Consider the following 14,089-nt stretch of genomic DNA (forward strand, 5'->3'; position numbering starts at 1 on the left):
TTCGATGTCCCTCTACGAGCTCTGGGACTACCTGGTCCTAGGGGTGGTGCTCGGCTGTCTGTACGCCGTCATCGCCATCGGGTACACCCTGGTCTACGGGGTGCTGCAGCTTCTCAACTTCGCGCACAGCGAGGTCTTCATGTTCGGCGGCTTCGGGGGCCTGATCGTCCTCACCGCCTGGGTCCCGGTGGCCGAACCGTCCGGGCTGCAGTCCGCCACCTACGTGGTGGTCGGCATGCTGGCCGGCGCGGCCTTCGGCGGCGCGGTGGCGTTCGGCCTGGAGAAGGTGGCCTACCGGCCGCTGCGCAGACGCAACGCGCCACGCCTGGTCTTCCTGATCACCGCGATCGGCGCCTCGTTCTTCCTGTACAACCTCGCCGGCAAGCTGTTCGGCCGCAACTCCATCTCGATGCCGTCCATGTACGCCAACGAGACGGTGTTCACCCTCTTCGGCGCCACGCTCAACGTCACCCAGCTGCTCATCGTCGTCTCGGCGGTGGCGATGATGGTCGGGCTCGACTACGTGGTGAACCGCACCAAGCTCGGCTCGGGCATCCGGGCGGTCGCCCAGGACCCCGAGGTCGCCTCGCTCATGGGCGTCAACATCGACAAGGTCGTCTCGCGCACCTTCGTCATCGGCGGCCTGCTCGGCGGCGCGGCGGGCTTCCTGTTCGGCGTCAACAACAAGATCAACTACACCATGGGCTTCCTGCCCGGCATCACCGCGTTCGCCGCCGCCGTGCTCGGCGGCATCGGCAACGTGCGCGGCGCGATGCTCGGCGGCATGCTACTGGGCATCGTGGAGACGCTCACCGTCTTCGTCTGGGGTGACGACTGGCGCTACGTCGCCGGCTTCGCCGTACTGGTGCTCGTCCTGATGTTCCGCCCGACCGGCCTGCTCGGCGAGCGCGTGGGGAGGACAGCATGAGCACGGACTCCGCAGTGAGCAGCCGCAAGGCGGCACAGTTGCGCACGGTGCGCTGGTACCACCAGCCGCGCTGGCGCCGACTCGGCGCGATGGCGGCACTGGCCCTGCTGATGACGCTCGTCACCGGCGAGCAGGGCACCCACCGCGACCTCTTCTACGCCACGAAGGAGAACCTCACCGGTCCCGAGCTGTGGATCTGGCTCGCCCTCGGTGTGGCGGTCTGGGCGGGACGCGAGTTCCTCACCCCGCAGACCGCGGCGGCCTGGAGGCGCTCGCGGGAGGTCGCCGGCGGCCCCGTCGCGAAGGTGCGCGGACTGCTGCAGTCCGACCAGCGCCTGCGCTGGCTGATGCTGCTCGGCTTCCTCGCCCTCGCCGCTTTCCTGCCGCTGGCCTTCGAGCGGTACTGGCAGACGGTCCTCGTCGACCAGATCGCCATCTACCTGCTGCTGGCCATCGGTCTCAACGTGGTCATCGGCTGGGCCGGCATGCTGGACCTCGGCTTCATCGCGTTCTTCGCGATCGGCGCCTACAGCGCGGCCTTCTGGACCGGCGCGCTGCCGGTGGCCCCGCCGGTGCAGCTCAACAACTTCCTGGTCATCCCCGTCGCGGTGCTCACCTGCCTGGTCGCAGGTGTACTGCTGGGGGCGCCGACCCTGCGGTTGCGCGGCGACTACCTGGCGATCGTCACCCTCGGCTTCCACGAGATCGTCTACCTGCTGGCGAAGAACCTCAACAACTTCACCGGCGGCACGAGCGGCGTCAAGGTCGAGCGCTTCCACCTCGACCTGGGCTTCTGGAGCTACCAGTGGCGGCTCGACCCGATGCCGTACTACTGGCTGCTGCTGGTCATCCTGACCGTCGTCGTCTTCCTCTTCCTGCGCCTGGAGCACTCCAAGGTGGGACGGGCGTGGACGGCGATCCGCGAGGACGAGGTCGCAGCGGCGGCCACCGGTGTCGACACGGTGCGCTACAAGCTGATGGCCTTCGCCATCGGCGCCTCCACGTCCGGAGTGGCGGGAGTCGCCTACGCGAGCAAGACCGGCTACATCAACTCGGAGAACTTCATCGTGCTGTTCTCCATCCTGGTGCTGGCGTACGTGATCTTCGGCGGCATGGGCTCGATCCCCGGTGTGCTCTTCGGCGCGGCCTTCCTGGTCTGGCTGCCGGAGTACCTGCGCGACTGGGTCGACCCCAAGGACCGCTACATGTACCTGGGCGCGCTGCTGGTGATCATGATGATCTACCGTCCGCAGGGTGTCCTCCCGTCGAAGCGTCGGCAGCGTGAGCTGAAGATGGCCGAGGCGGGCACCGGCGAGGCCGACGCGATGACCGGCCCGGCAGGAGGCAAGCTGTCATGACGACCGAGGTGAGCAAGGAAGGCCGGGACGCGGGCCGGCCCTCGGCCGACAGCGGCGACCTGGTCCTGGAGACGGCCGGCGTGACGCTGCGGTTCGGCGGCGTGACCAGCCTGGACAACGTCGAACTGCGTATGCGGCGCGGCGAGATCCTGGCGGTCATCGGCCCGAACGGCGCGGGCAAGACCTCGCTGTTCAACTCGCTGACCGGCGCGTACACCCCGCAGGAGGGACGGATCACCTACCGTCCCGCCGACGGCGGCGAGCACGAGCTGCGCGGCCGCAAGCCGCACCTGGTCAGCAGGCTCGGCGTGGCCCGCACCTTCCAGAACATCCGCCTCTTCGGAGCGCTGACGGCACTGGAGAACGTCAAGATCGCCGCCGAGACCCGGCTGCGGTCGGGACCGGTGTCGATCATGCTGGGGCTGCCCAACGCCCGCAGGGCGGAACGCGACAGCGACCGCAAGGCGCACGACGTACTGACGTTCGTCGGCCTGGTCGACAAGATCAACGAGCTGGCCGGCGCGCTCAGTTACGGCGACCAGCGGCGCCTGGAGATCGCCCGGGCCCTGGCCACCGACCCGCAGGTACTGCTGCTGGACGAGCCTGCCGCGGGCACCAACCCGACGGAGAAGCTCGAACTGGAGGAGCTGATCCGCCGGATCAACCGGGAACTGGGCATCAGCGTGCTGCTCATCGAGCACGACATGCGCCTGGTGATGTCGGTCGCAGACCGGGTCATGGTGCTGAACTTCGGCAAGAAGATCGCCGAGGGCTCGCCGTCGCACGTCCAGCAGGACCGTGCCGTGGTCGAGGCCTACCTCGGCGCGGCGTCCGAGGAGGACACCGCGGCCGTGGCCGAGGCCGCCGCCGCCCTGGAGGCGTCGCAGGCCGCCACTGCGGACGGTCCCGCGGTGGATTCCCCGAAGGACACCACGTCCGGCGGTACGAAGGACGACACGTCCGGGGAGGAGCGCGCATGAGCAGCGGCACGGAGCTGACGAAGGATGCGGGGAGCGCCGCGCAGACCGGCGAGCCCCTGCTCGAACTGCGTGACCTGCGGGTGTTCTACGGCGCCATCGAGGCGCTGAAGGGCATCAACCTGAAGGTCCACCAGGGTGAGGTCGTCGCCCTGCTCGGCGCCAACGGCGCCGGCAAGTCGACCACACTGCGGACCGCGTCGGGCATGCTGGCGCCGCGCGAGGGGCAGGTGCTGCTGCGCGGCGAGCGCATCGACGGCATCAAGTCGCACGACCTGGTGAACTTCGGGATCGGCCACGTCCCCGAGGGCCGCCGGGTGTTCGCCCGGATGACGGTCCGGGAGAACCTGGAGATGGGCGCGTACCGGTTCAAGTCGCCGGACGCGGTGGAGATGGACCGGGTCTACACCCTGTTCCCGCGGCTCGGTGAACGCCGCAACCAGCTGGGCGGCACGCTCTCCGGCGGTGAGCAGCAGATGCTCGCCATCGGCCGGGCCCTGATGGGCAAGCCGGACCTGCTGCTGCTCGACGAGCCGTCCATGGGGCTCGCGCCGCTGATCGTCCAGCAGATCTTCGAGATCCTGCGGGAGATCAACGAGCAGGGCACCACCGTGCTCCTGGTCGAGCAGAACGCGGCCCAGGCACTCCAGCTCGCCGACCGCGGCTACGTGCTGGAGACGGGCGCGGTGGCGATGAGCGACGAGGCGTCCTCGTTGCTGGCCGACCCGCGGGTGCGCGCCGCGTACCTCGGTGAGGGCGCCGGATAACCGCCGGGCGACCGGACGGCGACGTGCCGGTGCCGGGGACGACGAGGTCCCCGGCACCGGCACGTTCGCGTTTCCCGGCGCCGCTTGGGGGCGGACCGGCCCGTCGGGACCGTCAGGCCCGGTCGGCCTCGGGGGTGGCGTCCTTCAGCAGGCAGGTCAGGCGCGCGCTGCACACCCGCCGGCCCTGCTCGTCGGTGACGGCCACCTCGTAGGTGGCCGTTGTGCGGCCCCGGTGCACGGGCGTCGCGGTACCGGTGACCAGGCCGGACCGCAGGCCGCGGTGGTGCGTGCAGTTCAGGTCGACGCCGACCGCGATCCGGCCCGGGCCGCCGTGCAGCATCGCGCCGACCGAGCCCAGCGTCTCCGCGAGCACCGCCGAGGCACCGCCGTGCAGCAGCCCGTAGGGCTGGGTGTTGCCCTCCACCGGCAGCGTGCCCACCACCCGCTCGGCTGACGCCTCCAGGACCCTCAGGCCCATGCGCGTCCCCAGGTTGCCGGCCGAGAACAGGGCGTGCAGGTCCACGCCGAGGTCGGCCCACTGCTCGATGATCTCCGGCGGGAACTGTGTGGTGGTCTTCTCGCCCATGGGACGCGGCTCCAAATCGGTTCGCTGACGGGCGGACGGGTGCCGCCCGGAACGTCATACCATCCGGCTGAGCGAGCGCTCAGCTCCGGGTGAGGCGGATCACCACCGACTTGCTGGCGGGGGTGTTGCTGCCGTCGGCCGTCGCGTCCAGCGGCACCAGCACGTTCGTCTCCGGGTAGTAGGCGGCGGCGCACCCCCGGGCGGTCGGGTAGTGCACCACGCGGAAACCGGGCGCGGTGCGTTCCGTGCCGTCCCGCCACTCGCTGGTGAGGTCCGCGTAGTCGCCGTCCGCAAGGCCCAGGGCGGCGGCGTCGTCCGGGTGCACCAGCACCACCCGGCGGCCCCCGGTGATGCCCCGGTAGCGGTCGTCGAGCCCGTAGATCGTGGTGTTGTACTGGTCGTGCGACCGCAGCGTCTGGAGCAGCAGCCGCCCCGGCGGGACCTGCGGGTACTCCACCGGCGCCGCGGTGAAGTGCGCCAGCCCGGTGCTGGTGGGGAAGCGCCGACCGTCCCGTGCCGGGTGCGGCAGCGTGAACCCGCCCGGGCGCGACACCCGCCGTTCGAAGTCCTCGAAGCCGGGCACCACCGCCGCGATGCGCGCCCGGATCGCCGAGTAGTCGCGCTCGAACTCCTCCCACTCCGTGCGGCTCCGCGCCCCCAGCACCCGCCGTGCCAGCCGGCTGACGATGGCCGGCTCCGACAGCAGCAGCGGGCCCGCTGGCTGCAGCCGCCCGCGGGAGGCGTGCACCATGCCCATGGAGTCCTCGACGGTGACGAACTGGTCGCCGCCCGCCTGCCGGTCCCGCTCGGTGCGGCCCAGCGTCGGCAGGATCAGCGCCCGCGCGCCCGTCACCACGTGCGAGCGGTTCAGCTTCGTCGACACGTGCACGGTCAGCCTGGCCCGGCGCATCGCGTCCTCGGTGACGGCGGTGTCCGGCGACGCCGACACGAAGTTGCCGCCCATGGCCACGAAGACCTTGGCCTGCCCGTCCCGCAGCGCGCGGATCGACCGGACCGTGTCCAGGCCGTGCTCCCGCGGCGGCGCGAAGTCGAACTCCCGCTCCAGCGCGTCCAGGAACTCCGGCGACGGACGCTCGAAGATGCCCATCGTGCGGTCGCCCTGCACGTTGCTGTGCCCGCGCACCGGGCACACACCCGCCCCCGGGCGCCCGATGCTGCCGCGCAGCAGCAGGAAGTTGACCACCTCGCGGATCGTCGCCACGGCGTGCTTGTGCTGGGTGAGTCCCATCGCCCAGCACACCACCGTGCGCTTCGACGCGAGCACCATGCGCAGCGCCCGTTCCACGTCGCCGCGGTCCAGGCCGGTGGCGCGCAGCGCCTCCTCCCAGCCGATGCCCGAGCGGGCCGCCTCGGCGAACTCCTCGAAGCCGTGCGTGAAGGTGCGCACGAACTTCTCGTCGACGCCGCCCTCGCTCTCCAGCACCAGCTTGTTGAGCAGCCGGAACAGCGCCTGGTCGCCCCCCAGCCTGATCTGGAGGAACAGATCCGTGAGCGCCGTCCCCGACCCGGCCAGGCCGCCGGGCCGCTGCGGGTTGCGGAACCGCTCCATGCCCGCCTCGGGCAGCGGGTTGACCGTGATGATCTTCGCGCCGTTGCCCTTGGCCTTCTCCAGCGCGGTCAGCATCCGCGGGTGGTTGGTCCCCGGGTTCTGCCCGGCGACGATGATCAGCTCCGCCTGGTGGAGGTCCTCCAGCAGTACGCTGCCCTTGCCGACGCCGATGGTCTCGGTCAGCGCCGAGCCGGAGGACTCGTGGCACATGTTGCTGCAGTCCGGCAGGTTGTTGGTGCCGAACTCGCGGGCCATCAACTGGTAGAGGAAGGCCGCCTCGTTGCTGGTGCGGCCGGAGGTGTAGAACACGGCCTCGTCCGGCGAGTCCAGCGCCCGCAGCTCCTCGGCGACGATGCCCAGGGCCTCGTCCCAGCCCACCGGCGTGTAGTGCTCGGCACCCTCCGCGAGGTACATCGGCTCGGTCAGCCGGCCCTGCTGCCCCAGCCAGTAGCCGGACCGCTCCGCCAGCGAGGCCACCGGATGCTCGGCGAAGAACGCCGGTGTGACGCGGCGCAGCGTCGCCTCCTCGGCGACCGCCTTCGCGCCGTTCTCGCAGAACTCCGCCGTGTGCCGCTTCTCCGGCTCCGGCCAGGCGCAGCCAGGGCAGTCGAAGCCGTCCTTCTGGTTGACCCGCAGCAGGGTGAGAGCGGTGCGCCGCACCCCCATCTGCTCGTGCGCCATGCGCATCGAGTGGCCGATGGCGGGCAGCCCGGCGGCGGAGTGCTGCGGGGCGCCGACCTCGGGCGCGTCCTGGACCGGATCGCCACTGGGCGGGGTTCGCGGGGTGCGCTTCATACCGTCGATCGTGCCACGTCGGGCGGCCGGCGGGGATGCCGCAGCGGCTGGTGGACCGCGGCTCGAGTCCTGCTGTCGGTGCGGCATGGGAGGATCGGGACGTGGCCAAGACAGCATCGCTCAACACAGCATCCGAGAGCCCGCGCCGCCTGCTCCTCATGGACGGGCACTCCCTCGCCTACCGGGCGTTCTTCGCGTTGCCCGCGGAGAACTTCTCCACCACCACGGGCCAGACGACCAACGCGATCTACGGCTTCGCCTCGATGCTGGCGAACACGCTGCGCGACGAGGCTCCCACCCACTTCGCGGTGGCCTTCGACGTCTCCCGCAAGACGTGGCGCAGCGAGGAGTACCCGGAGTACAAGGCGAACCGCAGCAAGAGCCCGGACGAGTTCAAGGGCCAGGTCGAGCTGATCGGCGAGCTGCTGGACGCCATGCGGGTGAAGCGCTTCGCGATCGACGGCTTCGAGGCCGACGACGTCATCGCCACCCTGGCCACGCAGGCGGAGGCCGAGGGCTTCCAGGTGTCGATCGTCACCGGCGACCGCGACTCCTTCCAGCTCATCTCCGACCAGGTCACGGTGCTCTACCCCACCAAGGGCGTGTCGGAGCTGACGCGTTTCACCCCGGAGAAGGTGCAGGAGAAGTACGGCCTCTCGCCCAGCCAGTACCCGGACTTCGCCGCGCTGCGCGGCGACCCGTCCGACAACCTGCCGGGCATTCCCGGGGTCGGGGAGAAGACGGCCACCAAGTGGATCACCCAGTTCGGCTCGTTCGCCGCGCTGGTCGAGCGCGCCGACGAGGTCAAGGGCAAGGCGGGCGAGAACCTCCGCGCCCATCTGGACGCGGTCCGCCTGAACCGCCGCCTCACCGAGATGGTCCGCGACGTCGCGCTGGACTGCCTGCCCGAGGACCTGGTCCGCACCCCCTACGACCGCGACGCCCTGACGGTGGCGCTCGACGCCCTGGAGTTCCGCAACTCCAACTTCCGCGAGCGGTTGTTCGCCGCCGACCCGGGCGCGGCCGACCAGGAGGTCGAGCCGGCCGGCGGCGTCGAGGTGGACGGCACGGTGCTCGGCACCGGCGAACTGGCGCCCTGGCTGGCAGAGCACGCCGGGACCGCGCTCGGGCTTGCCACCGTCGACGACTGGAAGCTCGGCGCCGGCCGGGTGGGCGAGGTGGCGCTCGCCACCGCCGAGGGCCCCGCCGCCTGGTTCGACCCGGCCGAGCTGGACGAGTCCGACGAGCGCGCCTTCGCCGCCTGGTGCGCCGACGCCGACCGGCCGAAGGTCCTGCACAACGCCAAGGCCGTGCTGCGGGTCTTCGCCGAGCACGGCTGGCAGCTCGACGGCGTCACCATGGACACCGCGCTCGCCGCCTACCTGGTGCAGCCGGGCCGCCGCAGCTTCGCGCTGGACGCGTTGAGCGTGGAGTTCCTCGGACGGGAGCTGCCGCGCCCCGCCGAGGGCAGCGGCCAGCTGGCGCTGGGCGCCGACGACGCCGCCGAGGCCGACGCGCTGATGGGCCACGCCCGCAGCATCCTCGACCTCGCCGACGCCTTCACCGGCCGCCTGGCCGACGTCGGTGCGGGGGAGCTGCTGCACGGCATGGAGCTGCCGACGTCCGCACTGCTGGCCCGGATGGAACGGGCCGGCATCGCCGCCGACCGCGAGTGGCTGACGGGCCTGGAGCAGCAGTTCGCCGCAGCCGTGCAGCAGGCCGTGCAGGAGGCGCACGCCTCGGTGGGCCACGAGTTCAACCTGGGGTCGCCCAAGCAGCTCCAGGAGGTCCTGTTCGGCGAACTGGGCCTGCCCAAGACGAAGAAGACGAAGACGGGCTACACCACCGACGCCGACGCGCTCGCCTGGCTCGCCGCGCAGACCGAGCACGAGCTGCCGGTGCTCATGCTGCGCTACCGCGAGCAGGCCAAGCTGCGGACCACCGTCGAGGGCCTGATCAAGACGATCGGCGCCGACGGCCGCATCCACACCACCTTCAGCCAGACGGTCGCCGCCACCGGCCGGCTGTCCTCGACCGACCCCAACCTGCAGAACGTGCCGGTGCGCACCGACGAGGGACGCGCGATCCGCCGCGGCTTCGTCGTGGGCGAGGGCTACGAGTCGCTGATGACGGCCGACTACAGCCAGATCGAACTGCGCGTGATGGCCCACCTGTCGGAGGACGAGGGCCTGCTGGAGGCGTTCACCTCCGGTGAGGACCTGCACACCACGGTCGCCTCGCAGGTGTTCTCCGTGGAGAAGGAGCAGGTCGACCCGGAGATGCGCCGGAAGATCAAGGCGATGTCCTACGGCCTCGCCTACGGCCTGTCCGCCTTCGGCCTCTCCCAGCAGCTCAACATCGCCGCCGACGAGGCCCGCCGCCTGATGGACACCTTCTTCGAGCGGTTCGGCGGCGTGCGCGACTACCTGCACCGGGCGGTGGAGGAGGCGCGGGCCGTCGGCTACACCCAGACCATGCTGGGCCGCCGCCGCTACCTGCCCGACCTCAGCAGCGACAACCGGCAGCGCCGCGAGATGGCCGAGCGCATGGCGCTCAACGCGCCCATCCAGGGCACCGCCGCCGACATCGTCAAGATCGCCATGCTGCGGGTGGACAGCGCACTGCGGGAGGAGCAGCTCACCTCCCGCATGCTGCTCCAGGTGCACGACGAAATCGTGCTGGAGATCGCGCCGGGGGAGCGCGAGAAGGTCGAGGCGCTGGTCCGCCGGGAGATGGCGGGCGCGGTGCAACTCCGCGCGCGGCTCGACGTGTCGGTCGGCTCCGGGCCCGACTGGGAGTCCGCCGCACACTGACACCACCCCAACCGGAGTGGGCGGAGGCGACTTTCCGCCCACTCCGGCGCGGGGCGGGGTGACCGCGGGCCAGCGCTTGTCGTAAGGTCACCAACGTTGCGTCCGCAGGGGAAGCGGACGGCGTCCGACCGGACACAACGCGGGAGGGGACGACGGGGATGGCGGCTCGTACGGCACGCAGGATTCGCCGGGGAATATCGACGTCAGCGGTAGCGGCGGCCACCATGGTGGCCCTGACCGCCTCGCAGGCGCCCGGCATCAACCTGACGCAGCCCGGCGAGGACAGAACCGACCCCTCCGCCGGCTCCCAGCACCCCGCCGACGGCGACTCGCCTTACCACACCGAACTGCCCCCGCTCCTGACGCCCGACGGCCCCGAGGGGCCGGGTGGTTCCGACGGCCCGGTGGTCACCGGACCGGCCGAGTCCGGCATACCGGCGACCGTGCTCGCCGCCTACAAGAAGGCCGAGCGCACCCTGCGCGCCGAGCAGCCCGGCTGCAACCTGCCGTGGCAACTGCTCGCCGCCATCGGCAAGGTGGAGTCCGGGCAGGCCCGCGGCGGCGCGCTCGACGCGGCCGGCAACACGCTCAAGCCCATCCGCGGCCCGGTGCTCGACGGCAACGGCTTCGCCCTCATCAAGGACACCGACGGCGGCAGGTACGACGGGGACTCCACCCACGACCGCGCGGTGGGCCCGATGCAGTTCATCCCGTCCACCTGGGCGACGTGGGGTGCCGACGGCAACGGCGACGGCCGCAAGGACCCCAACAACATCCACGACGCAGCGCTCGCCGCCGCCCGCTACCTGTGCGCCGGCAACCGCGACCTGTCCCGCCCGGCAGACCTCGAACGTGCCGTCCTCAGCTACAACCGGTCCCGCGAGTACCTCAACACCGTGCTCTCCTGGCTGGAGTTCTACCGCAAGGGCACACACGAGGTACCGGACGGCTCCGGCGTGCTGCCGGACACGCCCGGTGCCGGCAACAGCACCAAGCCCGCCCAGCCCTCGACCGGCACGTCCGCCGGGAGTACACCTCCCGGCTCGACCGCGCCCAAGAAGCCCTCCGGCAAGGCGCCTTCGGATAGGGCGACGGCCGCCAAGCCCGCCCCCGGCACGGTCGGCACCCCGACCTCCCGGCCGAAGCCCACCGCTTCCGCCACGAAGTCGCCGCTGCCCAGCTTCCGGCCCACGCACCCGCCGACGCGGCCCGCCCCCACCGCGAGCCCCACCAAGCCCACCAAGCCCACCGGACGGCCCACCCGCCCCGCTCCGACCACCAAGCCCACCGACCCCACCGACCCGCCGGCCGAGTGCCCCACCGAGACCGCTTCGCCGACGCCCTCGGACAGCGTCACCGGTTCCCCGAGCCCCACTCCCACCCCGACACGCACCCCGGCACCCACGCCGACCGCCACCGGACCGTCGCCGTCCCCCACGACCACCGACGATCCGGAGGAACCGGTCGACCCCTGCGCCGAGGAGGAGAACGCCGACACCGAGAACACCGCGGACGGCGAGGGCAAGGACGGCGGACCGGAGCAGGCGGACGGCGCCCGTCCGTCGGCCACCCCGTCCGTGAGCCGCAGCCTCGCCGCCCTGGCGGCGCGCATCCTGGGCTGAGCGGCGCGCATCCTGGGCTGATCCGCACCCGGCCCGGGGCGCCGCGGTGGACGGCGGCGCCCGCCGGGTCGGAGCGGGTCAGCGGCGGGGAGCCACCCGCCGGGTGGCCTGTGCCGTGGTCGGGTCCTCCGGCCACGCGTGCCGGGGGTAGCGGCCGCGCAGCTCCGCCCTGACCGAGCGGTAGCCGTCCCGCCAGAAGGACTCCAGGTCGGCGGTCACCGCGGCCGGGCGACCCGCCGGCGACAGCAGGTGGACCAGCAGCGGCACCCGGCCGTCCGCCAGCCGCGGTGTCGAGGTCCAGCCGAACAGCTCCTGCAGGCGCGCCGCCAGGACCGGCTGCGGGCCGTCGTAGTCGATCCGCACCCGCGACCCGGACGGCACCTCGATCCGCTCCGGCGCCAGCTCCTCCAGCCGGGACGCCTGACCGCCCGCCCAGGGCAGCAGGCCGCGCAGCAGCGCCACGGTGTCCACCGATCCCGGCCGCCCGCCGGCCAGCCACGAGTCGGCCCGGTCCAGCAGCGCCTCGTCGGACACGTCCGGCCAGGGCTCGCCCAGCGCGGCGTGCAGGAAGGCCATGCGCCGCCGCAGCGCCACGGCCGCCGGCGGCCAGCCCAGCAGCTCCAGGCCCTCCTTGCGCAGCGCCTCCAGCAGCGCCGACCGCACCAGCTCCGGCGGCGGGTCATGGCACGGCCGGGAGGACAGCTCCACCGCGCCCAGCCGCGTCACCCGACGGGCCGCCACCGCGCGGCGCCCGGAATCCCACCGCACCTCGACGCCCTCCCGGTACAGTGCGGACGCCGCCAGCCGGGCCGTCGCCTCGTCGACCGGCGCGGCCAGGCGGACCCGCGCACCCGCCGCACCCGTCGGCCGGTCCGCGACGGCCACCGCGATCCACGGCTCCTCACCCCGGTAGTCCGCCCGCGTTCCGGACGCCATCAGGTAGGTGTCACCGCCGAGCGCCCGGGCGACCCGCTCCGGATACGCCAGTGCCGCCAGCAGCCCCGCCGGCTCCGCCCCGGCTGCCGAGCCCGCCCCGGTCGCCGCCCCGCCGGGCGGGGTCTCGGGCACGGCACCGGAGGCCGCCGACCGCAGCCGGTCGGCCTCCCGCCGCCACCGGCCCGCGTACCCCTCCCGTCCGCCGCGCCGGACGGCCCGCAGCGCCTCGCCCAGGTCGTCGCCCAGTTCCCGCGGCGGCTCCTCGCTCAGCAGCGCCACCACCTCCGCCGCCGTCCGCAGACCCACCAGCGCGGCACCGTCCAGCAGTGCCCGCGCCAGCCGCGGGTGCAGCCCCAGCCGCGCCATGCCGGTGCCGCGTCCGGTGGCCCGCCCGTCGCCGTCCACCGCCCCGACCGCGGACAGCGCCTCCCGGGCAGCCGTCATCGCGCCCTGCGGCGGTGCGTCCAGCAGCGCAAGCGCGCCGGCCCCGGGATCTCCCCAGCAGGCCGCCTGGAGCGCGAACGCGGTCAGGTCGGCCACCAGGATCTCCGGCGAGGGGAAGCGCGGCCTGGTCGCGTCCTCCGCCTCCGCCCAGCACCGGTACGCCACACCCGGTGCCTCCCGACCCGCCCGGCCGGTGCGCTGCGCGGCGCCGGCCAGCGACACCCGCACGGTGGTCAGCGAGCCCAGGCCCCGCGCGTGGTCGGTGCGCGGCTCCCGGGCCAGCCCGGAGTCCACGACGACGCGCACGCCCGGCACGGTCAGGCTCGACTCGGCGACCGAGGTGGACAGGATCACCCGCCGCCGCGCACCGCCACCGCCGGCCAGCACCGCGTCCTGCACCGCCGCCGGGGTCCGCCCGTGCAGCGGCAGCACCTCCGCGTCGACGTCCGCCAGCAGTCCTGCGGTGCGGCCGATCTCGCCCACGCCGGGCAGGAAGCACAGCACGTCCCCGGTCGGTGACTCCGCCAGCGCCCGCCGCACGGTCGCCGCGACGTGCCGCAGCAGCGCCGGGTCCACCCGCATGCCGTGCGCGGGCCGTACCGTGCCCGGCGGCGGGGCGTACCGCACGTCCACCGGATGCGCGCCGCCGGTGCCGTGCACCACCGGCACCCGCCCGTCCGTCTCCGGCCCGTCCGTCTCCGGCCCGTCCGGTTCGCCGGCCGCGAGCAGGCGGGCCCACGACGTGCTGTCCGCCGTCGCGGACGCGGCGACCACACCCAGCTCCGGCCGCAGGGCCGCGCGCACGTCCACCAGGAACGCCAGCGCCGTGTCCGCGTCCAGGTGCCGCTCGTGGCACTCGTCCATCAGCACCACGTCCACGCCGGGCAGCTCCGGGTCGCGCTGGAGACGCTGCAGAAGCACCCCGGTGGTGACCACCTCCACCCGCGTCCGCGGCCCGACCTGCCGCTCGCCCCGGACCGTGAACCCCACCGACTCGCCGGTGCGCTCACCCAGCAGCCAGGCCATCCGCCGCGCTGCGGACCGGGCGGCCATCCGCCGGGGTTCGGCCACCAGCACCCGGCGCCGGGGGGCTCCGGGCTCCAGCAGTCCGGCCAGGTCCAACGGCACCAGTGTCGTCTTGCCGGTGCCGGGCGGGGCGTGCAGCACCACCGCGCCCCGGCTGTCCAGCGCGGCGCGCAGCTCCGGCAGCGAGGAGCGGACGGGAAGGCGTTCGAGGGCGTCGGCTCGCAGGGTCACCCGCCCATCCTCCCAGCGCCCGCCCGCCGTCCCGGC

Annotated in this window: 9 protein-coding genes; 6 read left to right on the plus strand and 3 right to left on the minus strand. The window is 73.0% G+C overall.

The genetic code is table 11. The features are described from left to right. The first annotated feature begins 4 nt into the window (after positions 1 to 4). The 4 genes from QNO07_RS12100 to QNO07_RS12115 are packed head-to-tail and all read left to right on the plus strand — an operon-like array spanning position 5 to position 4,030. Positions 5 to 928, plus strand: coding sequence for a branched-chain amino acid ABC transporter permease (locus tag QNO07_RS12100; protein WP_283991808.1), 924 nt, complete (start codon positions 5 to 7; stop codon positions 926 to 928). Beyond that, on the plus strand, positions 925 to 2,286 hold the full coding sequence (locus QNO07_RS12105) for a branched-chain amino acid ABC transporter permease (RefSeq protein WP_283991809.1): 1,362 nt from the start codon (positions 925 to 927) through the stop codon (positions 2,284 to 2,286). Before QNO07_RS12100 ends, QNO07_RS12105 begins: the two co-directional genes overlap by 4 nt. Next, positions 2,283 to 3,266 (plus strand): ABC transporter ATP-binding protein, encoded by a 984-nt coding sequence (locus tag QNO07_RS12110; protein ID WP_283991810.1) that lies wholly within the window; start codon positions 2,283 to 2,285, stop codon positions 3,264 to 3,266. The genes QNO07_RS12105 and QNO07_RS12110 overlap by 4 nt, the downstream gene beginning before the upstream one ends. Continuing rightward, on the plus strand, positions 3,263 to 4,030 hold the full coding sequence (locus tag QNO07_RS12115) for an ABC transporter ATP-binding protein (protein WP_283991811.1): 768 nt from the start codon (positions 3,263 to 3,265) through the stop codon (positions 4,028 to 4,030). Before QNO07_RS12110 ends, QNO07_RS12115 begins: the two co-directional genes overlap by 4 nt. 112 nt (positions 4,031 to 4,142) lie before the next feature. Here QNO07_RS12115 and QNO07_RS12120 read toward each other — a convergent pair whose 3' ends face one another. Further along, positions 4,143 to 4,616: a PaaI family thioesterase gene (locus tag QNO07_RS12120; protein WP_283991812.1), complete on the minus strand. Its 474-nt coding sequence runs from the start codon at positions 4,614 to 4,616 to the stop codon at positions 4,143 to 4,145. A gap of 79 nt (positions 4,617 to 4,695) precedes the next feature. Beyond that, positions 4,696 to 6,981 carry an FdhF/YdeP family oxidoreductase gene (locus tag QNO07_RS12125; protein WP_283991813.1) on the minus strand — a complete coding sequence of 762 codons (2,286 nt, stop codon included), beginning with the start codon at positions 6,979 to 6,981 and terminating at the stop codon, positions 4,696 to 4,698. A gap of 101 nt (positions 6,982 to 7,082) precedes the next feature. Here QNO07_RS12125 and polA point away from each other — a divergent pair, with 101 nt between their 5' ends. After that, a complete protein-coding gene (gene polA, locus QNO07_RS12130; RefSeq protein WP_283991814.1) occupies positions 7,083 to 9,794 on the plus strand; it encodes a DNA polymerase I in 2,712 nt (903 codons plus the stop codon). Positions 9,795 to 10,018: 224 nt separating this feature from the next. Then, positions 10,019 to 11,416: a lytic transglycosylase domain-containing protein gene (locus QNO07_RS12135; protein ID WP_283991815.1), complete on the plus strand. Its 1,398-nt coding sequence runs from the start codon at positions 10,019 to 10,021 to the stop codon at positions 11,414 to 11,416. Between the two features lie 78 nt (positions 11,417 to 11,494). On the opposite strand, the gene hrpB is transcribed toward QNO07_RS12135, so the two are convergent. Then, the gene (hrpB, locus tag QNO07_RS12140; RefSeq protein WP_283991816.1) at positions 11,495 to 14,053 is read right to left on the minus strand and encodes an ATP-dependent helicase HrpB; all 2,559 of its coding nucleotides are present in this window, start codon (positions 14,051 to 14,053) and stop codon (positions 11,495 to 11,497) included. Positions 14,054 to 14,089: the final 36 nt, after the last annotated feature.

This window comes from Streptomyces sp. 549 (assembly GCF_030124175.1).
In the GTDB taxonomy this organism is placed as follows: domain Bacteria; phylum Actinomycetota; class Actinomycetes; order Streptomycetales; family Streptomycetaceae; genus Streptomyces.